The sequence below is a fragment of the Sphingobium sp. RSMS genome (genome assembly GCF_005406185.4).
Taxonomy (GTDB): domain Bacteria; phylum Pseudomonadota; class Alphaproteobacteria; order Sphingomonadales; family Sphingomonadaceae; genus Sphingobium; species Sphingobium fuliginis.
The window spans coordinates 2076765-2097660 of the sequence record NZ_CM191257.1; the positions used below are offsets into that span (position 1 = coordinate 2076765).

General features: G+C 64.3%; 24 protein-coding genes and 1 riboswitch. Of the genes, 11 read left to right on the top strand and 13 right to left on the bottom strand.

All coding sequences use genetic code 11. The features are described 5' to 3' along the window. Window positions 1-3: 3 nt before the first annotated feature. The 4 genes from EGM87_RS09935 to EGM87_RS09950 are packed head-to-tail and all read right to left on the bottom strand — an operon-like array spanning window position 4 to window position 2778. Window positions 4-207, bottom strand: a complete 204-nt coding sequence (locus tag EGM87_RS09935; RefSeq protein ID WP_044660021.1) for a hypothetical protein — start codon at window positions 205-207, stop codon at window positions 4-6. Beyond that, entirely contained in the window at window positions 194-1003 is an 810-nt protein-coding gene (locus EGM87_RS09940; RefSeq protein ID WP_044660022.1) for an SDR family NAD(P)-dependent oxidoreductase, read from the bottom strand. The genes EGM87_RS09935 and EGM87_RS09940 overlap by 14 nt, the downstream gene beginning before the upstream one ends. A 12-nt stretch (window positions 1004-1015) precedes the next feature. Beyond that, window positions 1016-2209: a zinc-dependent alcohol dehydrogenase gene (locus EGM87_RS09945; RefSeq protein WP_044660023.1), complete on the bottom strand. Its 1194-nt coding sequence runs from the start codon at window positions 2207-2209 to the stop codon at window positions 1016-1018. Then, window positions 2209-2778: an SRPBCC family protein gene (locus EGM87_RS09950; RefSeq protein WP_025547755.1), complete on the bottom strand. Its 570-nt coding sequence runs from the start codon at window positions 2776-2778 to the stop codon at window positions 2209-2211. Before EGM87_RS09950 ends, EGM87_RS09945 begins: the two co-directional genes overlap by 1 nt. Before the next feature lie 179 nt (window positions 2779-2957). Here EGM87_RS09950 and EGM87_RS09955 point away from each other — a divergent pair, with 179 nt between their 5' ends. The 6 genes from EGM87_RS09955 (at window position 2958) to EGM87_RS09980 (ending at window position 8162) form a co-directional block, all read left to right on the top strand. Continuing rightward, complete coding sequence (locus EGM87_RS09955) at window positions 2958-3506, top strand: hemerythrin domain-containing protein (RefSeq protein ID WP_044660024.1); 549 nt, start codon at window positions 2958-2960, stop codon at window positions 3504-3506. Window positions 3507-3533: 27 nt separating this feature from the next. Next, window positions 3534-3821 carry a hypothetical protein gene (locus EGM87_RS09960; protein ID WP_044660025.1) on the top strand — a complete coding sequence of 96 codons (288 nt, stop codon included), beginning with the start codon at window positions 3534-3536 and terminating at the stop codon, window positions 3819-3821. A gap of 110 nt (window positions 3822-3931) precedes the next feature. Further along, window positions 3932-4444: a hemerythrin domain-containing protein gene (locus EGM87_RS09965; RefSeq protein ID WP_025547760.1), complete on the top strand. Its 513-nt coding sequence runs from the start codon at window positions 3932-3934 to the stop codon at window positions 4442-4444. A gap of 167 nt (window positions 4445-4611) precedes the next feature. After that, complete coding sequence (locus EGM87_RS09970) at window positions 4612-4776, top strand: hypothetical protein (protein ID WP_165363302.1); 165 nt, start codon at window positions 4612-4614, stop codon at window positions 4774-4776. 122 nt (window positions 4777-4898) lie between these two features. Continuing rightward, entirely contained in the window at window positions 4899-6794 is a 1896-nt protein-coding gene (htpG, locus tag EGM87_RS09975; RefSeq protein WP_044660026.1) for a molecular chaperone HtpG, read from the top strand. A 129-nt stretch (window positions 6795-6923) separates the two neighbouring features. Continuing rightward, window positions 6924-8162, top strand: a complete 1239-nt coding sequence (locus tag EGM87_RS09980; protein WP_044660027.1) for an NAD(P)/FAD-dependent oxidoreductase — start codon at window positions 6924-6926, stop codon at window positions 8160-8162. A gap of 15 nt (window positions 8163-8177) precedes the next feature. On the opposite strand, the gene EGM87_RS09985 is transcribed toward EGM87_RS09980, so the two are convergent. Next, window positions 8178-8681 (bottom strand): 2'-5' RNA ligase family protein, encoded by a 504-nt coding sequence (locus tag EGM87_RS09985; protein WP_044660028.1) that lies wholly within the window; start codon window positions 8679-8681, stop codon window positions 8178-8180. A gap of 107 nt (window positions 8682-8788) precedes the next feature. Between EGM87_RS09985 and EGM87_RS09990 the strand changes: the two genes are divergently transcribed. After that, window positions 8789-9208 (top strand): hypothetical protein, encoded by a 420-nt coding sequence (locus EGM87_RS09990; RefSeq protein WP_044660029.1) that lies wholly within the window; start codon window positions 8789-8791, stop codon window positions 9206-9208. 152 nt (window positions 9209-9360) lie between these two features. Here the strand turns inward: EGM87_RS09990 and EGM87_RS09995 are convergent, their stop codons facing one another. The 3 genes from EGM87_RS09995 to EGM87_RS10005 all read right to left on the bottom strand — a co-directional run bounded on the left by EGM87_RS09995 (window position 9361) and on the right by EGM87_RS10005 (window position 12064). Further along, entirely contained in the window at window positions 9361-10287 is a 927-nt protein-coding gene (locus tag EGM87_RS09995) for a homoserine O-succinyltransferase (protein ID WP_025549745.1), read from the bottom strand. Between the two features lie 43 nt (window positions 10288-10330). Beyond that, a riboswitch (SAM-I-IV-variant riboswitch) is annotated at window positions 10331-10437 on the bottom strand. Between the two features lie 154 nt (window positions 10438-10591). Continuing rightward, a complete protein-coding gene (locus EGM87_RS10000; RefSeq protein ID WP_025549744.1) occupies window positions 10592-11560 on the bottom strand; it encodes a diacylglycerol/lipid kinase family protein in 969 nt (322 codons plus the stop codon). A 9-nt stretch (window positions 11561-11569) separates the two neighbouring features. Beyond that, window positions 11570-12064, bottom strand: a complete 495-nt coding sequence (locus EGM87_RS10005; protein ID WP_025549743.1) for a DUF2141 domain-containing protein — start codon at window positions 12062-12064, stop codon at window positions 11570-11572. 130 nt (window positions 12065-12194) lie between these two features. On the opposite strand from EGM87_RS10005, the gene lptF reads away from it, so the two are divergent. After that, window positions 12195-13415: an LPS export ABC transporter permease LptF gene (gene lptF, locus EGM87_RS10010; RefSeq protein WP_044660030.1), complete on the top strand. Its 1221-nt coding sequence runs from the start codon at window positions 12195-12197 to the stop codon at window positions 13413-13415. A gap of 3 nt (window positions 13416-13418) precedes the next feature. Then, window positions 13419-14522 carry an LPS export ABC transporter permease LptG gene (gene lptG, locus EGM87_RS10015; protein WP_025549741.1) on the top strand — a complete coding sequence of 368 codons (1104 nt, stop codon included), beginning with the start codon at window positions 13419-13421 and terminating at the stop codon, window positions 14520-14522. Window positions 14523-14583: 61 nt separating this feature from the next. On the opposite strand, the gene EGM87_RS10020 is transcribed toward lptG, so the two are convergent. After that, window positions 14584-15651, bottom strand: coding sequence for a fatty acid desaturase family protein (locus EGM87_RS10020; RefSeq protein WP_044660031.1), 1068 nt, complete (start codon window positions 15649-15651; stop codon window positions 14584-14586). Window positions 15652-15804: 153 nt separating this feature from the next. On the opposite strand from EGM87_RS10020, the gene EGM87_RS10025 reads away from it, so the two are divergent. Next, the gene (locus EGM87_RS10025) at window positions 15805-16962 is read left to right on the top strand and encodes a hypothetical protein (RefSeq protein WP_044660032.1); all 1158 of its coding nucleotides are present in this window, start codon (window positions 15805-15807) and stop codon (window positions 16960-16962) included. Window positions 16963-17080: 118 nt separating this feature from the next. Here the strand turns inward: EGM87_RS10025 and EGM87_RS10030 are convergent, their stop codons facing one another. After that, window positions 17081-17983: a diacylglycerol/lipid kinase family protein gene (locus EGM87_RS10030; protein ID WP_025549739.1), complete on the bottom strand. Its 903-nt coding sequence runs from the start codon at window positions 17981-17983 to the stop codon at window positions 17081-17083. A gap of 66 nt (window positions 17984-18049) precedes the next feature. Here EGM87_RS10030 and EGM87_RS10035 point away from each other — a divergent pair, with 66 nt between their 5' ends. After that, window positions 18050-18931: a metallophosphoesterase family protein gene (locus tag EGM87_RS10035; protein ID WP_044660033.1), complete on the top strand. Its 882-nt coding sequence runs from the start codon at window positions 18050-18052 to the stop codon at window positions 18929-18931. A gap of 90 nt (window positions 18932-19021) precedes the next feature. On the opposite strand, the gene EGM87_RS10040 is transcribed toward EGM87_RS10035, so the two are convergent. The 3 genes from EGM87_RS10040 to erpA all read right to left on the bottom strand — a co-directional run bounded on the left by EGM87_RS10040 (window position 19022) and on the right by erpA (window position 20832). Next, window positions 19022-19555, bottom strand: coding sequence for a DUF2239 family protein (locus EGM87_RS10040; protein WP_044660034.1), 534 nt, complete (start codon window positions 19553-19555; stop codon window positions 19022-19024). A 67-nt stretch (window positions 19556-19622) separates the two neighbouring features. After that, window positions 19623-20396: an exodeoxyribonuclease III gene (xth, locus tag EGM87_RS10045; RefSeq protein ID WP_044660035.1), complete on the bottom strand. Its 774-nt coding sequence runs from the start codon at window positions 20394-20396 to the stop codon at window positions 19623-19625. A 109-nt stretch (window positions 20397-20505) separates the two neighbouring features. After that, window positions 20506-20832, bottom strand: a complete 327-nt coding sequence (erpA, locus tag EGM87_RS10050; RefSeq protein WP_025549736.1) for an iron-sulfur cluster insertion protein ErpA — start codon at window positions 20830-20832, stop codon at window positions 20506-20508. Between the last annotated feature and the right edge of the window lie 64 nt (window positions 20833-20896).

Below are 20896 nucleotides of genomic sequence, written 5' to 3' on the forward strand. Positions count from 1 at the left end.
CGATCAGGGCGTGGAATCGCGCCTGTCCTTTTCCGGATAATCCTCCGGCTTCACCTGCCCGACCACCGGACGATCCTCTACCCGTTCCTGATCCTGCCCACCGGTCGTCCGGGGGTCTTCCTCTTCGCGCCCGGGCAGGGCGTCGCCCAGCGGTCCCTTGGGCGTCCGCGCCTTTTCGGGCGCATGATCGCTGTCATTCCGATCCATCGCTCGCCTCCACTTTTTCGGCAGTGCCGGGTTCGGCCATCTTGCGATGCCGCTCCGCCAGTACGCCCGCCGGCGTGACATGCGCGGCGGCAGCCTGCAGCTTGTTCTTCCAGCCGGACACGATATGCGCCTTCCCGTCCATCAGCGCGTCCCAGCCGTCCCTGGCGACCTTGGCCGGATCGTCCTTCTCGTCCGCGCCGACCTTGGTGTCCAGCATCTCGGCGCGGTCGAAGAACTCGGTCTCCGTCGGGCCGGGCATCAGGTTGGTGATGGTGACGCCATCGGCATCCTTGATCTCGTTCCGGACCGCATCGGCGAAACTGTCGATGAAGGCCTTTGTGCCATTATAGACCGCCTGGAAGGAGCCGGGCATGAAGCCGGCGATCGATCCGGTGACCAGCACCTTGCCCGCATTCCGGGCGACCATCGGCCGCAATATCTGCTGGAGCAGGTAAACGGTGCCCGTGATGTTGGTGTCGATCACCCGGCGCCAGTCTGCCACGTCCTGCTCCAGAAAGGCATGGCCCAAACCCCGCCCCGCATTGGCGCAAAGCAGGTCGACCCGCCGCCCGCCGGTACAGGTGATCAGGCGGTCCACCCCTTCCATGGTGGAAAGGTCGGACTCCACCGCCTGCACGTCGACGCCATGACGCCGAAAGTCGTCCGCCGCCGCATGGATCAGCGGTTCGTTGGCCACCACCAGCAGATCATAGCCGTCCTGCGCGGCGAGATGCGCAAGTTCGAAGCCGATGCCGGTCGACGCACCGGTCACGATCGCGAATTTCTGCGAAGCCATATGCTTCTCCTTTCAGGCGTCCCGGGCGGGCTGCATGCCCCGCTTCAGGACGATCTTGGTCACTTCGTTCTGCCTGTCGTGGAACATGCGATAGCCCTCCGCCGCCTGCTCCAGCGGCAGGCGGTGGCTGATCAGGAAGGTCGTATCGATCTTGTCCTCCATGATCGCGTTCAGCAGGCCGGGCATATAATGCTGCACATGGGTCTGGCCGGTCTTCAGCGTCAGCCCCTTCTCCATGAAGGCGCCCAGCGGGAATTTGTCGACGAAGCCGCCATAGACCGCCGGCATGGAAACCCGCCCGCCCTTGCGGCAGGCGAGGATCGCCTGCCGGATCGAATGGGCGCGGTCGGTTCCCATGAAGGTCGCCACCTTGATCTGGTCCCAGACATTGTCCGCGAAGAAGCCATGCGCCTCCAGCCCGACGGCATCGATGCAGGCGTCGGGGCCGATGCCGCCGGTCATCTCCATCAGCGCTTCATAGGTCTTGCTTTCCTCATAATTGATCGTCTCCGCGCCGAAGCGGCGGGCGAGTTCCAGCCGGTGGGGGAAATGGTCGATGGCGATCACCCGCTCCGCCCCCATGAGGAAGGCGGACTGCACCGCGAACAGGCCGACGGGGCCGCAGCCCCAGACGGCGACGGTGTCACCCGGCTCGATCTGCGCATTTTCGGCGGCCATCCAGCCGGTCGGCAGGATGTCGGACAGGAACAGGACCTTGTCGTCGTCCACCCCATCCGGGACGACGATGGGACCGACATCGGAAAAGGGGACGCGAACATATTCCGCCTGTCCCCCCGCATAGCCGCCCGTCATGTGGCTGTATCCGAACAGGCCCGCCATGGGCTGTCCGTAGATCGCCTGGGCGATGTCCTGATTGTCGGCGGGCAGGCCGTTGTCGCAGGCCGAATATTGATGCTTGCCGCAATGGAAGCAGCTTCCACAGGATATGGTGAAGGGCACGACCACCCGCTGCCCCTTCTTCAGCGTCGAACCCGGCCCTGTCTCCACCACTTCGCCCATGAATTCGTGGCCCAATATGTCCCCCGCCTTCATCGTCGGGATATAGCCGTCATAGAGATGCAGGTCCGATCCGCAGATCGCGGTGGAAGTGATGCGGATGATCGCGTCGCGGGGATTGACGATTTCGGGATCGTCCACGGTTTCGACCCGGACATCATGCTTGCCATGCCATGTGAGCGCGCGCATCAGGTGCCTTCCTCTTCATATTCACGGCGGTTGCGCGCGCTGGTCGCGATCTCGCCGGTTTCCATCAGTTGCTTGAAGCGCCGCAGGTCGCGGCGCGCCTGGATGGCCGGTTCGCGCTGGAACATCTTGGCGATGGCCTTGCCGATGAAGCCGCCGGGCGGATCATAGAGGATCGTCGCCGTCACCCAGCACCCCCGGCCGCCCGGCGCGTCGCGAAAATCCACGCGGCCGCTATTGGGCACGTCCGCGCCCTCCTCGGAAGCCCAGGCGATGGTTTCGCCCGGACGATCCTCCGTAATGGCGGATACCCATTCGACGGTGCTTCCGGCGGGCGCCTTCACCACCCAGCGGGAACGGCGATCGTCCAGAGGTTCGACAGCGACGACATTTTCCAGAAACAGCGGAAGATTGCCGACGTCGCGCCAGAAGGCATATAGCTCCTCCCGCGGCCGGTCGATCGTCACCGTCTTGCCGATCAGATCGTCGCCCTTCGCTTCCACCAGGCTGTCGGCGGCCTGCGCCGCCGCATCATCCTGTTTCGCCGTGGTGAGCGGTGCGTCATCACTCATGCTGACCCTCCTTGAAAGGTCAGACAGCAACCAGTTCATCCGCTCCGCCGTTCCGCCCGACCCCGGCCGAAAAGCGGCAAAACGCCGGTTTGTTAACATGGGTAAGTCCTGCCGCAAGCCGGGGAACAGGGGCTGACGGCCCCTCGTTGTCACGGGCAGGAGACCCGGAGGAGAAGATCATGAAGCAGACGCATTTCAGAAGCGGCGGGACATTGATCGGGGCCGGCATCGGCGCCAGCCTGGCGCTGCTCGGCATGGTCGGAAGAAAGCTGGCGGTTCAGGCTCCGACAGCACTGGCCGGCGATTGGGACCGGGCGCTGGCGGCGGAACATGCCATGACGCTCGTGCTGTTCGACAAGCTGGGCGAGACACAGCCGGGCGGCAAGCGCAGGATGCTGTTGATGCAGCTCAAGCATGCGCTCGGCAAGCATGCGCTGGAGGAGGAGAACGCCGTCTATCCCGCCATGCGCGCGGCGGGCCTTAAGGAAGAGGCCGACGCGCTGAACGGCGACCATGGCTATGTGAAGCAATATCTCTACGACCTGAGCGATCTCATACAGGATGACGCGGGGTTCCGGAGCAAGCTGGCGGCGTTCCGCGCCGACATCCAGGACCATATGCGCAAGGAGGAGGATGAGCTTTTCCCCCGGCTGAAACAGGCGCTCGATCCGCAAGCCGTGAGCCGCCTGACCCGGCGGATGAACCAGGAGGGGCTGAAACTGGCCTGAGGAAACTGGCCTGAAAAGGAGAGCATCATGGACGAGCCCCGAAAGACGCGTTCCCTGCCCACCGAACATACGCGCGATCCGAACATCTCTACGGAGAACCAGCCCGAAGGCGCAGCCCGCCGCCCCAGCGACTCGTTGGACCGGGAGCCGGATCGCGATCCGCTGAGCGGCGGCGCCATCCCATCCAATTACGACCCGCGCACCATGACGCGGCGGGGCGAGGAAGAGGACAGCCGCGCCGGGCGGGAGGACGCCGGCGCGAAAAGCCGGCGGGAGGAAGGGAGCGGATCACCGGCCGGCAGACGTTCCGACTGACCCTTTTCGCGATCCGGACGGGCAGATTCCGCTCTTGCGAACGGTTCGCTTGGAACCGACGCATGGCTGGCGACTTCCACCGGAAGCAACGCCCACGGAGGAGGAAGACCATGGCCAATCAGCAGTTCACCGACGCGATCGCCCTTCTGAAAGCCGACCACCGCAAGGTGGAGGATCTGTTCGAGCAGTTCGAAAAGGCCGGATCGCCCGCGCGCAAGAAGACGCTGGCGCGGCAGATCTGCCTGGAACTCAAGATCCACACGCTGATCGAGGAGGAAATCTTCTACCCCGCCTTCCGCGGCAAGATAGAGGACGATACGCTGGACGAGGCCTATGTCGAGCATGACGGAGCCAAGCTGCTCGTCAACGACATAGAGGAAGGCGATCCTTCCGACGATTTCTTCGACGCCAAGGTCAAGGTGCTGTCCGAAGAGATCAAGCACCATGTGCATGAGGAGGAAATGCGTGGCGAGGGCATGTTCGCCCAATGCCGGAAGACCGATGTGGACCTGATCCGGCTCCGCGACGCGATGCTGGCGCGCAAGGAAGAATTGTTGAAGGAGGCGGGGAATGGCGGCCTTCCGCCGGCCAAGCCGCGCGTCATCCAACTCGTGCCGGCCTGACGGCTGCGGACCGCCGGCCGAAGACTCCCCCCTTCGGCCGGCCTGTTTCCGGCAGCGCCTGTCCACGGCGCATGCCAGCTTCGAAACGCCGATTCCGACTAACCTGAGTGATGGGCGGCCCCGCCCGCTCCAGCTATGATCGCCTGGCAATGACAAGGAGAGAGCCCGTGTCCCGCCATGATGATGCGTCCTATTTCGAAGCCCGGGCCAGGGAAGAAATCCGCAAGGCGAGCGAAGCCAAGCAGCGCGGCGACAAGGGCGTGATGATCGCCGTCCATGCCGAACTGGCCGTGCGGTACCAGGCCAAGGCCCTGCAATTGCAACGCCACTGATCCATTTCCCCGATCCTGCTTTCCCCTCATTTAGGGGAAGGCAGGGCGGCAGGCCTTGAAAGCTGTCCCCTGTCCCGCCATCTGGCGGTCGGATTCCACTGGGGAGAGATTTCGATACTGCCATGACCACCACGACCGGCACCGCACCCGAAACCCGTTCCTTCGAGGCCGACGTCGCCCGCCTGCTGCACATGATGGTGCACTCGGTCTATTCGGACAAGGACGTCTTCCTGCGCGAGTTGATCTCGAACGCGGCCGACGCCTGCGAAAAGCTGCGCTACGAACTGCTGAGCGATCCCGCGCTTGCCGGGGACGACGGCCAGCCGCGCATCACCGTCACGCTCGATCCCGAAGCGCGGCAGCTCATCGTCGAGGATAATGGCATCGGCATGAGCGAGGTGGAGCTGGCCGAAGCGCTCGGCACCATCGCCCGATCCGGCACGCGCGCTTTCATGGAGCGCGTCGCGGCGGTCAGGGAAGGCGCCAAGGAAGGGGAAGGCGCGCAACTGATCGGTCAGTTCGGCGTCGGCTTCTATTCCGCCTTCATGGTCGCGGACAGGGTGGATGTCTTTTCCCGCCGCGCCGGGGCCGATGTCGCCGCGCATTGGGCGTCGGACGGCCTTGGCAGCTACACCATCCAGCTTGTCGACATCGCTGACGCGCCCGCTCGCGGCACCCGCATCGTCCTCCATCTGAAGGAAGACGCCGCCAGCTATACCGAGCCATTCACCGCCCAGCGCATCGTCACCGCGCAGTCGGGCCACGTCCCCGTCCCCATCTTCCTCAAGGAAAAGCCGGATGCGGAGGAAAAGCAGATCGCGGACGGCGCGGCGCTCTGGACCCGCCCCAGGTCCGACATCACGGCGGAGGAATATGCCGACTTCTACCGCAGCACCGCCGGACAGTTCGATGAGCCCGCGCTGACGCTCCATTATCGCGCGGAGGGGCTGCACGAATATTCGGTTCTCGCCTTTCTCCCCTCCATGCGCCCCTTCGACCTGTTCGATCCGGACCGCGCCGGGCGGATGAAGCTCTATGTCCGCCGGGTCTTCATCACCGACGAGGCGCAGATATTGCCGCGCTACCTGCGCTTCGTGCGCGGGCTGGTCGACAGCAACGACCTGCCGCTCAACGTCTCGCGCGAGATGATCCAGGAAAGCCCGGTCCTCGCCGCGGTCCAGAAGGGCGTCGCGAACCGCATCCTTTCCGAACTGGACAAGCTGGCCCAGAAGGATGGTGAAGCCTATCTCAAATTCTGGGACAATTTCGGCGCGGTGCTGAAGGAAGGGCTGTACGAGGATTTCGCCCGGCGGGAGGCGCTGCTCGGCCTCGCCCGTTTCAAAAGCACGGCGTCGGGGGAAGGCTGGCGCTCGCTCAAGGACTATGTCGAGGCGATCAAGGACAATCAGACCGCGATCTACTATGCCACCGGCGCCGATCTCGACCGGCTCGCCTCCTCTCCCCAGCTCGAAGGCTTCCGCGCCCGCGGGATCGAGGTGCTGCTGCTCACCGACCAGGTCGACAGCTTCTGGGTCACGGCCGGCGTCGACTATCAGGGCAAGCCGTTCAAGTCGGTGACGCAGGGCCTGGCCGACCTCAGCCTGATCCCGCTGGCAGAGGGCGAGACGCCCGCCGCAGAGGCATCGGCGGAGGTGGACGGCTTCATCGCCTATGCCAGGGACGTGCTGGGCGAGGCGGTCTCCGACGTCCGCGCATCGGAACGGCTGACGGAAAGCGCCGTCTGCCTGGTCGCGCCGGACAATGCGATGGACCGCCAGCTTGAAAAGCTGCTGGCCGGGGCCGGACGGATCGACAATGCGGCCAGGCCGGTGCTGGAGATCAATCCCCGCCATGACCTCATCGTCAAACTCGGCACGCTGCCCGACGGCAGCGATCTGCGCGAGGACGCCGCATGGCTGCTGCTTGACGAGGCGCGGATCGCGGATGGCGAATTGCCGGCCGACCCGCGCGCCTTTTCCGCCCGCCTCGCCCGCATGATCGGCGGCGCGATCGAATAGGATGACGGGTGGCCGGGACCGCGCCCGGCCACTCCCATATCGGGGCGGCATCGAACGACAATCCGCTTGCCAGCCCCGCGAAAGCGCGCCAAGCACGCGGCAACAGGAAAATGAGGGGATAGCGCGTCGATGAGCTATTATGACGTTCTGATCGTAGGTGCCGGCCATGCCGGGGCGCAGGCGGGCATTTCGCTGCGCCAGCTCGGCTTCGAAGGGTCCATCGCGATGATAGGCGATGAAAAGGACCCGCCCTATGAGCGTCCGCCCCTCTCCAAGGAATATTTTGCCGGCGACAAGAGCTTCGACCGCATCCTGATCCGCCCGGCCAGCTTCTGGGAAGAACGCAAGATCGACATGCTGCTCGGCCTGCGCGTGAAGGCTGTCGATCCGGCGGGCAGGTTCGTGACGGCGGGCGACCGCGAAATCGGCTATGGCAAGCTGATCTGGTGCACCGGCGGCTCCCCGCGCATGCTGACCTGCAACGGGGCCGACGCGCCCAATGTCCATGCCGTGCGCCGCCGCGACGATGTGGACGCGATGATGGCGAAGCTCGACCGGATCGATCATGTGACCGTGATCGGCGGCGGCTATATCGGGCTGGAAGCGGCGGCCGTGCTCAGCAAGTTCGGCAAGAAGGTGGTGCTGCTCGAAGCACTGGACCGCGTGCTGGCGCGCGTGGCGGGAGAGGAATTGTCGCGCTTCTACGAGGCCGAGCATCGCGCCCATGGCGTCGACCTGCGCACCGGGGCGCGGATGGACTGCATCGAAGTCACCGACGGAGAGGATGGTCCTCGGGCGACCGCCGTGCTGATGGAGGATGGCGAGCGGATCGAAACCGACATGGTGATCGTCGGCATCGGCATCGTCCCCGAAACGGGCCCGCTGATCGCGGCGGGCGCGGTCGGGGGGAATGGGGTGGACGTGGACGAATATTGCCGCACCAGCCTGCCCGACATCTATGCGGTGGGCGATTGCGCCGCCCATGCCAACGGCTTTGCACGCGGCGCGCAAATCCGGCTCGAATCGGTTCAGAACGCCAATGATCAGGCGAAGACGGCGGTCAGCCACATCATGGGCAAGGAAGAACCCTATCACGCCGTGCCCTGGTTCTGGTCGAACCAATATGATCTGAAGCTTCAGACCGTGGGCCTGTCGATCGGGCACGACCAGACGATCCTGCGCGGCGATCCGGCGACCCGTAGCTTCTCCGTCCTGTATCTGAAGGGCGGCAAGCTGATAGCGCTCGACTGCGTCAATGCGGTCAAGGATTATGTGCAAGGCCGCGCCCATGTCATTTCGGGCGCGGTGCTGGACCAGGCGCAGCTTGCCGATGCCAACGTGCCGCTCAAGGAAGTCGGCCTCGCCTGACCGGAAGGATGAAAGTCAGCCCCAAAAGCTGGCCTTCATCGCCAATTCCCAGGGTCCGCCGCGATAATGCCAGGCAGCAAGGCCGACGATGGCAAGCGGCCTTGGGTGGAAGCCCCGCCGCAATTCGGTGGCCAGCGCCTTTGCCTCAGCCGGTTCGGCCTTGTTCTGCACGGTGACGTGAAAGCGCGGCCGCCCCCGATCCTGCGACGACAACAATCCTGCGAAGGCTTCCGCCAGTTCCTCCCGCATCGCCATCAGCTCCGGACTTTCCACCCTATAGGCGACCCCCCGCCCCAGCAGCATGACCTCCGCCAACCTCGCGCCCGGCGGCGGACCCGCGCAGAGCCGCTTCAGCCGCAGCGCCACTTCTGCCAGGGCGGAGGGCGGCAGATGATGGAACAGCGTGATATGCGCCGGCACCAGATTGCGCTCCGCCGGAAAATGCGCGCGGCGCAAACCGTCCGCCCAGGCGAAATCCGCCGCGCCCATCAAAGCCGTCACGACGATCGGCGCCGCCAAGGACTCACTCGCCAAAATCCGGCATCTCCTTTCGCAAAATCCCGTCAGCCGCTATGATCCATCCAGGCGGTCCCGACAGGGAGACCGCCGATATAGGGGGAACCGCCATGACAGCGCCACGATCCTTTCGAGCCATCGGAATCCTGTTGCTGCTCTGGAACCTGATGGGGGTAGCCGCCTTCATCATGCAATATGGCGCGGACCTCGGCCAACTGGCGAAGACCGATCCCTATAGCGCCAGGATCTTCGCCTCCATGCCCGGCTGGGCCTGGACCGCTTATGCAGTCGCGGTCGGCGCGGGCACGCTGGGCGCGATCCTGCTGCTGCTCCGCAAAGCCGCCGCCGCGCCCTTGTTCCTGCTCTCGATCCTCGCCGTGGTCGTGCAGTTCGGCTACAGCTTCATCCACACCGACCTGCTGGCGGTGAAGGGCCCCACGGCCGCGATCTTTCCGGCCATGATCCTGATCATCGCCCTCTTCCAATGGCGCTATGCCCGCAACCTGATTGCAAAGGGCGTTCTCCGCTAGAGTAGCGTGCGGAAAAGCCTGTCCTGAGCCTACGGAAACTTGGAAAGCGCGGCTCGCGCCGATGTAACGCAGCGCGCTCTCGCATGTGGAGCGTTCAGCCTGCTTGCGGTATCGGTACGCCCTCTCCGGGCTCCATTCGCGCGAAGAGCGCCTTAAGCCGCCGACAACACCGGCGCCTGCCCGACAGCATTCAGATCGAAGGGCACGGTCTGGTACATTTCGTCGATCCAGTTGCCGAACAGCAGATGCGCGTGGCTGCGCCAGTGATTTTGCGGCGCCTGCGCAGGATCGTCGTCAGGGAAATAATGGGCGGGCAACTGCCTTGCCCCATCGCGCGCATATTCCTCCGCCAGCGTCATCGTGTCATATTCGAGATGGTTGAACATGTGCAGGAAGCCGCGCCCCGGATCGCCGATCAGGCAAAGCCCCGATTCGTCGCTCTCCGCCAAGATCTGCAATCCCCGCCCCTCCGGAATATCCTCCCGCCGCACCTCCGACCAGCGCGACACGGGAACGCGGAAATCGTCCGAAAAACCCCGCATCCAGGGCGATGACGGCACATGAACATGATGGCGGAACACACCGAACGCCTTGCGCTCCAGCCCATGTTTCTCCACGCCATGGAAGTGATGCAGCGCCGCCTGCGCCGCCCAGCAGATGCTGAGCGAGCGATGCACATGGGTCTGCGTCCAGTCGAATATGGCGCGCAGTTCGTCCCAATAGCTCACCGCTTCGAAAGGGAGCTGCTCCACGGGCGCTCCGGTGATGATGAAGCCGTCGAACCGCTCGTCCCGGACGTCGCTCCATGGGCGGTAGAAGGATGCCATATGGTCGGCGGAGGTGTTGCGCGACACATGGTCGCTGATCCGCACCAGCGTCAGTTCGACCTGCAACGGCGTCGCGCCGAGCAGCCGGGCAAGCTGCGTCTCCGTGCTGATCTTGTCGGGCATGAGGTTGAGCAGCGCGATGCGAAGCGGGCGAATGTCCTGCCGGACGGCGTCGGCTTCACGCATGACGACCACGCCCTCGGCCTCCAATGTGCGGCGGGCGGGCAGGTCGTCGGCTATCTTGATCGGCACTTCACGTCATTCCTTGTTCCGGAGCGACGCTTCACGATGTGGCTTGGGTCCGCTTGGTTGCCGGATCGGCCACATCCTCCTTCACGGAGTGCCACCTTGCCCGGATCGGCAGGTTGGCGTTGGGCGTCGTCCCAACTCTTGATGCTGTGCGCTCAATAGGCGGACGACAGGCGTTTGGCAATCGCTGCTTTCGGGAAGAAAAGGAAAACTTTGAGGCGTGCCCTTCAATTTCGGCGGGAAATCCTTCCCAACGCGCCATGCAGGGAGGATGCGCCATGACGGCCAACCAGCCTTCACGCCGCTTCTAGGCCGCCAACCTCAAGAAAGGCACCGGCTCTGTCGAGCGCAGGACGATGGGCTTGCCTTCCGACGCCTCGAACAGTTCGCCGTCCAGAATGACGCTGCTATGGTCGCCCTCGATGCGGATGACATCGCCCTGTTCCAGATGGATGCCCTGCATCTGCGATTTGCCGACCCGTCTGGTGATGCTCGCCCAGAACAGGCGCAGCAGGGCGGACAGGCTCTGGTCCACCGCCATCAGCTTCATATTGCCGCGCCGGCTGTCCCCCGGCTGCACGCCAAGCAGCAATCGTTCCAATGTCGTCACGATCAGCACGGCGAAACGCCCCGCCAATTGCCCGTCGCGGATCAGGGAAATCCGCACCGGGCGGCTGGATTGCGGCAGGAATCGGGCGCGGATGCCGAAGATCAGCGACACCAGCACCGCGATCACGGTCAGGAAATGGCTGAGGCCGTTGGACAGGCCCAGCGGATAGATCTGGTTGCGGCAATAGAGCATGTAGTCGGCCAGCCCCGCTCCGCCCAGGAACATGCCCAGCACCGGCCGGCTTTCCGCCTGCCCGTCCGACAGGGCGATCAGCTCGCGCGCCACCACATGGTCGTCGACGCCCGCCTTGGCGATCTGCACGATCCGCTCCAGCGCCTTGATCGGATCGCCATGGATGCCGAGGTCCAGCGCGATCAGATTGGTCTTGCCGTTGGGCAGCACCGCGATGGGCGGCACGCGGCCCTTGAAATGCTCGCCCTGATACAGTTCCGTCAACGCCGCCTGCACCGTGCCGTCCCCGCCGTTGATGACGATGACGACGGGATCGACGCGGGCGATGGTCTGGAGCGCCCGGCCGATCTGGTCGACATGCTCCACCTCATAATGGAAGATGTCTGGATTGCTGGCGCAATAGCTGCGCACGCGCGGAAGCGTCTGCCGGTTGCCCGTGGATTTGGGGTTGGACAAAAGGGCGACGCGGACCATGGTCGGGGATCACATATATTTGAGGTTGATGGTGATCTTCGTCACGCCCGGCCCTGCATAGAAGGCGGCCTTTTCGACCCCCGGCTTGCCCAGGTTGAAGATGCTGATCGACGGATTGTTCGAAAATCCGCCGCCGTCCCGCGAAATGTCCGTCTTGCCGTTGCCGTCGCGGTCGTGGCGCACGGCGATGCCATATTTGCCGGGTTGCGGCACAGGCATGCAGAAACGCATTGCGCCGTTGCTGGCCTTCACCGGAACGTCGATACGGCCCAGCCATTCGCCCTTGGCGAGCCAGGCCGCCTTCGTCGCGGGATAGGATTGCACGCGCACCTTGCCGGTCGAGGCAGCGAAGCCGCGCACGTCGACCAGAACCGCCGGGCCCTTGGCGTCCGTGGAGCAGCGTTCCAGGTCGTTGCCGATCTCCATACCATGGGCGATGGCCGGGGCGGCGGCGAACAATGCCCCTACCGACATCAGACCCACTGCAACTTTGAACATGACCATCCAACTCCGTGAAGCTATAGCCGCCCAGTGACACCGGACGGCGAGCCCCTGTTCGCCCCGCAACTTACCTGACTCGCATATGGGGGGGGTTTGCGGCCAAATCATGGTGATGGGACGACCACATAGAGAAATGCTGACCGCCACCGACAGATACCTCGCCCGCCTGATCGCCCTGCCCATGCTGGGGACGCTGGTGATCTCGGCCATGCTGCTGGTGCTCGACAAGATGCTGAGCCTGTTCGACTTCGTCGCGGCGGAGGGCGGGCCGGTCAGCGTCGTGTGGCGGATGCTGGCGAACATGATGCCCGAATATCTGTCGCTGGGCATTCCCATCGGCCTGATGCTGGGCATCCTGCTCGCCTTCCGGAAGCTGGCCCTGTCGTCGGAACTGGACGTGATGCGGGCCGTCGGCCTGTCCTATGGCCGGCTGCTGCGCGTGCCCTATCTGTTTGCGATCGCGCTGGCGCTGCTGAATTTCGGCATTGTCGGCTTCGTCCAGCCGCTGTCCCGCCATGCCTATGAGGCGCTGCGCTTCGAACTGCGGTCGGGCGCGCTGGGGGCGTCGATCAAGGTGGGCGAATTCACCAATCTGGGCAAGCGCATGACCCTGCGGATCGAACGCAGCCTGGACGAGGGCCGCAACCTGCAAGGGATTTTCGTGCGCGCCGTCGGCAAGGACGGCCAGACCGTGGCGGTGACGGCGGCGCAGGGCAGTTTCCTCGCCACCGACGATCCCGACACCATCATCTTCCGCCTGCGCGATGGCGTGCTGGTGAACGACGCGCCCAAATACAAGTCGCCGCGAATCCTGTCCTTCTCCAGCCACGACCTGCCCATCGACCTGCCGCAGATCGAGAAATTCCGCGGCCGCGACGTCGACCGGGAAAAGACCATCCCCGAACTGGTGGTGATCGGCCATGATCCGGGGACGCCCGACAAGCTGCGCAACGAGATCCGCGCCAATTTCCATTTCCGCATGGTGGAGGTGGCGATGATGCTGCTGCTGCCGCTGGCCGCGCTCGCCTTCGCGATTCCGCCGAAACGGTCCACATCGGCGCTCGGCGTGTTCCTCTCCATCGTGTTCATCGTGACCTATCACAAGGTCAACGAATATGGTCAGGGCGTGGGATCGCTGGGCAGGATCGACCCGATCATCGCGCTGTGGGGACCGTTCCTGCTGTTCGCGGGCCTGATCCTGTGGATGTACCATGTGATCGCGCACCGGCCCGGCGGCCAGCCGATCGCCGCGCTGGAATATGCCTTCGCCAAGATCGCCAAGCAGTTCCTGCGGCTTATCGGCCTCGTCCGGCGGCGGCCAAGGGCGGAAACCCCGGCGGAAGGAGCCGCCTGACCCATGCATCAGCTCAACTTCTTTCCGTCGCGCCAGCTTAGCTGGTACATGGCCCGGCTGTTCCTGACCCGGACCTTCGCGGTGCTGGCGATGCTGGTCGCGGTGCTCCAGACCCTCGACCTGCTGGGCGAATCGGGCGACATCCTTGCCTATGCCGGCAATGGCGATGCGCAATTATGGCATTATGTGGCGCTGCGGGCGCCGCAGATCGTCGCCCGCTTCCTGCCCTTTTCGGTGCTGCTCGGCACGCTGATCATGCTCGCCAGCCTCAACCAGAACAGCGAGATCATCTCGATGAAGGCGGCGGGGCTGTCGGCGCACCAGATATTGGCGCCGTTGCTGGCTGCGGCGCTGGGCGTGGCGCTCATCAGCTATGCCTTCAACGAGCGGATCGTGGCGCGGTCCACCGCCCGCCTTTCCGCTTGGCAGGCCGTCGACTATGGCCCCCTGCCCCCCGACAGCGGGGTCAAGACCAGCCCATGGGTGCGCGACGGCAACAATCTGGTCACGGCCGCCATCGTCGCCGGACGGGGCACGGCGGTCCAGCTCCGCAAGGTGGAGATATTCAACCGGATCAACAACACGCTGACCACCATCGTCCAGGCGCCCAGGGGCCATTATGACGCTTCGGCCAGAAGCTGGGTGCTGGAGGACGCGCGGCAGTTCGACGTCGCGCGTGGGACGGAGCGGCAGATCGGCACGGTGCGCTTTGGCCACGACATACGGCCCGATCAGTTCACCTTGGCGAAGGTCGACCCGGATGCGCTGACCTTCGGCCAGTTGCAGGCGGCGATCAGCGACCTGCATGATGCGGGGCGGCCGACGGCGGAGCTGGAGGGCAGCCTCTGGCACAAGCTGTCGGGACCTTTGTCGGCGCTGCTGATGCCGATTCTGGGGTCGGTGGCCGCTTTCGGGCTGGCTCGATCGGGACAGTTGTTCGTGCGCGCGGTGATGGGGATGGCGCTCGGCTTCGCCTATTTCGTGGCGGACAATTTCTCGCTCGCCATGGGGAACCTCGGGGCCTATCCGCCCTTTCTGGCAGCCTGGGCGCCGTTTCTGCTATTCCTGCTGGTGGGCGAGACGGTACTGTTCCGGACGGAGGAATAATCCTCGCCCCCGGAGATGACATGCTCCTGCCCTCTCGGGAGCACCAGCGGGGGCGGTGGAGTTAACGCTTGCCCATCGTCGAGCGCGCGATCTTCCCCACCAGCGGCCACATGCCGGGATAGTTGCCCTTGTGATAGGGCGAATCGCTCGCCAGCGTCGCCACCAACCGCTTATGGGCCTCCCCCAGCGCGTGATAGGGCACGCTCGGCAGCAGATGATGCAGCGCATGGTAGCGCAGCCCCACCGGCGCCCAGATCGCGGCGAAGGGCGACGGCGGCGGCACATTCACCGAGTCCAGATATTGCGCGGTGACGGTCATCGCCTCGCCCTCATTTTCCCACAGATGCGCGACCAGCGTGCGGAGCTGGTTGATGACGGTCATGCCGGAATGCACCGCCATATAGGTGAGCAGCGGCTTCCATCCGAAGGCGAAGATGCTGCCGACCAGCGCCAGCGCGAAGAGACACGCGCCCGCCTCCTGCCACATCCACTGGCGGGCAAAGTCTCCCTCCGGCGCGCGGCGGCGATAGGCGGGGTTGATCGAGAGCGCGGAAAATTCCGCCACCACCCTTCGCCGCAGCGGCGGGACCATCAGGCTGAGCGGCGTCAGCACGGCGAAACGCAGGATGAGGCCCAACGGCGCCAGCGCCGCCACCAGGATGAACAGCGGCAGCGACCAGGGCTTCATCAGCGCCAGCGGCAGATATTCCGGATCATTCGCCGTGCCGTAGCGGGTGCGGGCATGATGCTGCGTATGCACCTCTTCATACATGAATGACGGGATCATCAGGGGGATGCCGACGATCAGGTTCCAGCCAAGGCGGAAACCCGGCAGCGCGCCCTTGCGGATGTGGGTCAGCTCATGGATGAAACTGGCCGCGCGATAAAGCGCCAGCATCGCCGCCAGGCCGAACGCCAGCATGAGAGCGGCATCGCCGGTCAGGATCGCCCCGGCCAGCGCGGCATAGCCGACAAGAGCCGATGCCAGCATGTCGGGCCAATAGATGGCGGGCCGGGCCGTCGACAGTTCGCGGGTCAGGTCGGCCGCCGCGCGCAGCATCGCCGCATCGTCGGGGATCGCGCTTTTCGTCCGCGACGCGGCTGCAATAAGGGGATCGTGCACAGTCATGCCGTGGTTCCTAAAGGGTAAATGCGCTGCAATTGGGGCAGCAACATGACGATTTGGTCATGATGATCCCATCCGCTCATGTCCCGATTGACATTCCCGGAACAAGCGCCGAACTGCTCTGCCCAAACCTCTCCAGCGAAAGCGTCCTGCGCCGTGGCCAATCAAGAACTGGTGATTACCCCCGTAACTTCCAAGGCCGACCGCAAGGCTTTCGTCGATCTGCCCTGGCGGCTCTATGCCGGCGATCCCAACTGGGTGCCGCCGCTGAAGGATGAGGTCTACAGCCTGATCACGCCGGGCAAGAACCCCTTTTTCGGCCATGCCGAGGCGCAATATTTCCTGGCCCGCCGCGGCGACAGGGTCGTGGGACGGGTGTCGGCGCATCTCGATCATCTGGCGCTGGCCCAGCCCGCCGAGCAGGGCATGGGGCCGGGCACCGGCAATTTCGGTCTGTTCGAGGCGGAGGATGCCGAAACCGGCGCAGCCCTGATCGCGACGGCGGAGGGGTGGCTGCGGGCCAAGGGCATGACCCGCGTGCTGGGGCCGATCTCACTGTCGATCTGGGAGGAGCCGGGGCTGCTGATCGAAGGCTTCGACCACAGGCCGACGGTGATGATGGGCCATGCGAAGCCGGAATATCGCGCCATGGTGGAGGATGCGGGCTATCGGCCGGTCAAGCAGCTCAAGACCTATGAACTGGACATCACCCGGCCATTCCCGCCGCTGATCCAGCGCATCGTCCAGTCGGGCGAGAAGAACGAACGCATCCGCATCCGCAAGGTCGACAAGTCGAAATTCGACAGCGAAGCGGCGATCATCCTCAGCATCCTGAACGACGCCTGGGGCAATAATTGGGGCTTTGTGCCGATCACCGACGAGGAGGTCGCGCATTTCGGCAAGCAGTTGAAGCCCATTGTGTTCAACGACCTCATCATGATCGCGGAGCTGGAGGGTGAGCCTGTCGCTTTCATGATGACGCTGCCCGATCTCAACGAAGCGATAGCGCCGCTTAACGGCTCGCTCTTTCCCTTCGGCTGGGCGAAACTGCTCTGGTGGCTGAGAAAGCCGAAGGTGCGGACCATGCGCGTGCCGCTGATGGGCGTGGTGCAGCGGTTGCAATCTTCCCGCATGGCGAGCCAGCTTGCCTTCATGATGATCGAATATATCCGCCGCAGCGCGACCGCGCATTATGGCGCGACGCGCGGCGAGATCGGCTGGGTGCTGGACGACAATCAGGGCATGAACGCCATTGCCGACGCCATTGAGAGCAAGGTGAACAAGGTCTATCAGGTATATGAAAAGCCCCTTTAGGCGCTGTCTGCATCCCATAGGCTTCCCGTTGGAGGGGATGAAGGGACGCGAGCAGAAGCACGCTTCTGCTTTGGCGCCCATGCTGAATTCAGCCTGAAAGCCCGCCCAAGGAGAATGGTTAAGGCACCGCCACATCCACCGCGCCGGCCGCGATCTTCACCATGGCCGGCGTCTTCGCCAGCACTTCGCCGTCGATGGAAATGCTCTGCGGCGGCGCCGTTTCGATCCGGAACGCCTTGCCGCGAAACTCCTCCGTCTGCGCGTCCCGGTCGCGCAGCTTGAAGAATTTGGCGTACCAGTCCCAGGCCAGCCGGGCGTGGCTGCGCCCAACCACCGCCTGGATCACGATCTCCCCGGTGTCCACATCCGCCTGATCGGACAGTTCCACCCCGCCATGATAGGGGCCGTTGAGGATGCGTACTTCCGTCGCCCACATGCTGCGCTGCCTGATCCCATCGTCCAGCATCAACCGGAAAGCGCGAAAGCCTATGGAGCATTTGACCGCCCAGAGCAGATAGCCGATCCGTCCCAGATAACGCTTCAACTTGTGCGGCACCGTCTCCCCGATCCGGGGGGACAACCCCAGCGAGGCCGCATTCACGAAATAGTCCCGGTCGATCATGCCCAAGTCGATTCGCCGCCGCCGGCCGCCGGATATGACCGCCACCGCCCCTTCCAGATCGAGCGGAATGCCCAGCGTCCGCGCAAAACTGTTCGCGGTGCCCAGCGGCAGCACGCCGAAGACGCAGTCCTTGCCCACCAGCTCATCCACAGTGCCGGACAGCGATCCATCGCCGCCGCCGACGATCACCATCGGCGCGCCGTCCGCGATGGCCCTGCGCACCGTTTCCTGCAATCGCTCCGGCTCCTTCACCGCATGGGCTGCGATCAGGCGCAGGCCCGCTTCCTCCAGCCTGGCCTTGGCATCCTTGAACAGGGCTTCTCCTCGGCGGGAATGCACATTGACGATCAGCGCCGCCTCATGCGGCAGGTTTCTGACGGGCGGGGATGTCGTTTCCATGCCTCGACAACACGCAACTGCGCTCCAAGGTCCGAAACCATAAAAGGCCTTGCCCGTTCATGGTTCATGGCCCGCATCGCTCATCTGTCGGATATTCATTTCGGCGCCCATGATCCCCGCATCGTCACCGCCACCGAGGCCTGGCTGCAACAGCATCAGCCGGACCTGGTGGTCATCAGCGGCGATTTCACCCAGCGCGCGAGGCGCGAACAGTTCCGGCAGGCCGCCGCCTGGCTCAACCGGCTGCGGTCGGCGGGCATGAAGCTGCTGGTGGTACCAGGCAATCATGACATTCCGCTCTACGATCTGGCGCGCCGCTTCGGGGCGCCGCTGCGCCGCTACAAACATTATATCAGCAATGATCTGTGCCCTTTTTACGAGGATGATGCGGTCGCGATATTGGGGCTCAACACCGCGCGATCGCTGACGATCAAGGATGGGCGGATCAACCATGACCAGATGGACATGCTTCGCGAAAGATTCGCGCGGGTCGCGCTGGAGAAGACGCGCATCCTCGTCACCCATCACCCGCTCTTCGCCATGCCGATCGGCAAGGGCGGCGAGTTGAGCGAAGCTGTCGGAAGGCATGAGGATGCCGTACGCGCGGCGGCGGAAGCAGGCATCCATATCGCGCTGGCCGGCCATTTCCATCGCACCTATGCGGAGGCGGCGGAGAAGATGGTGGCGCATTCGGGCGGCGCGCTGGTGATCCAGGCGGGAACGGCGACCTCCACCCGCCTGCGCAATGCCGAGCCGCAAAGCTTCAACTGGCTGCACGTTCACCGCCATGACGAGATAGAAGTGCAGGTGGTGGTATGGGACGGCGCCAGTTTCCAGCGAGGCCACCATATCGGCTATTTCAAACAGGGCGGCGCGTGGATCGGGCAGGACATGGCCGATCCGGCGGCCCTGCCGGGAATTCAGGTAGCGGAAAAGGCGAGAAGCTGAGGCTGGCAGGCTGTGTGGGGAGGTGGAAACCGATTGTCTGCTGAAAAGGATGCGACAACGCAAAGTTAGAACGCACGCCCAGCGTCCGATTCAACGCGGCGCGCTCTGGTCGAATGCTCCCTGGGCAAGGGCCGCGCCATGATCCCGGATGGCGCGGGGCCAGTCGGCAGCAGCAAGGTCGAACCCCGCCTTGTCCCTTGCATAGAGCGCGCGAATGGCGTCCTCATAGCCGGGCCGGTCGCCCGCCATCACCGTCAGAAAATGATAAGCCGCGTCCATCGCCGCGCGAGGCGATGGCTTTGTGTCCGCATCCTTGCGCGCCGCATCGACCAAGCGCCGCAGCGTCACGGAAGCACCGCCGGGCTGCGCCGCCAGCCAGTCCCAATGCCGGGGGAGCAGAGTCACTTCACGCGCCTGAACGCCCAGCCGGGGCCGCCCCCGGCCGCGGGAAATCTCCTGCACTGGACCGCGCAGATCGATATCCACCTGCCGCCCGGTGCTGTCGTCGAACAGCAGCAGAGACTGCGCCTGCGTCCCCATGGCATGAAGCGTTGCCCGCAGCTCTTCCTCGTCACCCGTCGCAATCCAGAGGTCGCCCGCAAAGGCGGTCAAAGTGCGCGTCATGCCGAAATCTCCTTCGGCACAACATTTATTATCCGGGTAAAATAGAGTCAATAACGTCCGGGTAAAATTATTCGGTCAGTTCCGCCCAGACAGGGGCATGATCGCTGGCCTTTTCCCGCCCACGAAAATCCTTGTCGACCTGCGCGTCGATCAGGCGGTCGGCGGCGGCGGGACTGAGCAGCAGATGATCGATCCGGAACCCCGCGTCGCGTGGCCAGGCGTTCATCTGATAATCCCAATAGGTCCATATTCCGCCCGCCGGGTGCCGGGAAGCGATGGCATCCGTCCAGCCGTCGCCCAGCAGGCGACGATAGGCGGCGCGGCTTTCCGGCTGCATCAGCGCGTCGTCGGCCATCGCCTTGACCGAATAAACGTCCCTGTCACGCGGAATGACATTATAATCGCCCGCCAGGATCGCCGGCACTTCCTCCGCCCAGATTTCCGCAGCGCGAAGGCGCAGACGCTTCATCCAGCGCAGCTTGTAATCGAATTTCGGTCCCGGCTGCGGATTACCGTTGGGCAGGTAGATGCTGGCGACGCGCAGCCCCTTTACATCGGCTTCCAGATAGCGGCTATGCTCGTCCTCCGGCTCCCCTTCCAGGCCGCGGCGGACCTCCACCGGCGTCTCGCCGCGCGCAAGGATGGCTACCCCGTTGAACCCCTTCTGCCCGTGCCATATCGCGCCATAGCCGACATCTTCGATGTCCTTGACCGGGAAAGTGTCGTCGGAGGTCTTGATTTCCTGAAGACAGGCGATGTCGGGGCGGGTCTCGTCCAGCCACTCCAGCAAGCGCGGCAGGCGCGCCTTGATTCCGTTGATGTTGAAGGTGGCGATGCGCATAAGGGCCTGTCTTTCTTTCGGTCGGCCTGAATCGCATCAAACCGGCGCGTGCCCTTTTAAGGAAATGAAGGGCTTCGACAAGCTCAGCCCGAACGGGGAGAGAGCGCTATCAGACCGAGAAGCTGGTGCCGCAACCGCAGCCGGCGGTGGCGTTGGGGTTCGTCACCTTGAAGGCCTTGCCGCCCAGATCGGACACGAAATCGACCGCCGAACCGCGCACCAGATCGATGCTGACGTCATCCACCACCAGCGTCACGCCGTCGCGCTCGACCATGATGTCGTCGGGCTCCACCGCCTCGGCCAGACCGAAGCGATACTGGAAGCCGGAACAACCCCCGCCCTCCACTGCCAGACGCAAAATGGCGGGCTTGCCCTGCTTGGCGGCAATGGCGGCCACGCGGGCAGCGGCAGAGGGCGTAAGATCGATGTCGGTCATGACGTTTAAATAGGATCAAGCAAAAGGCCCGACAAGCTTTCGCGTGCCGGGCCTTGGGAAAGAG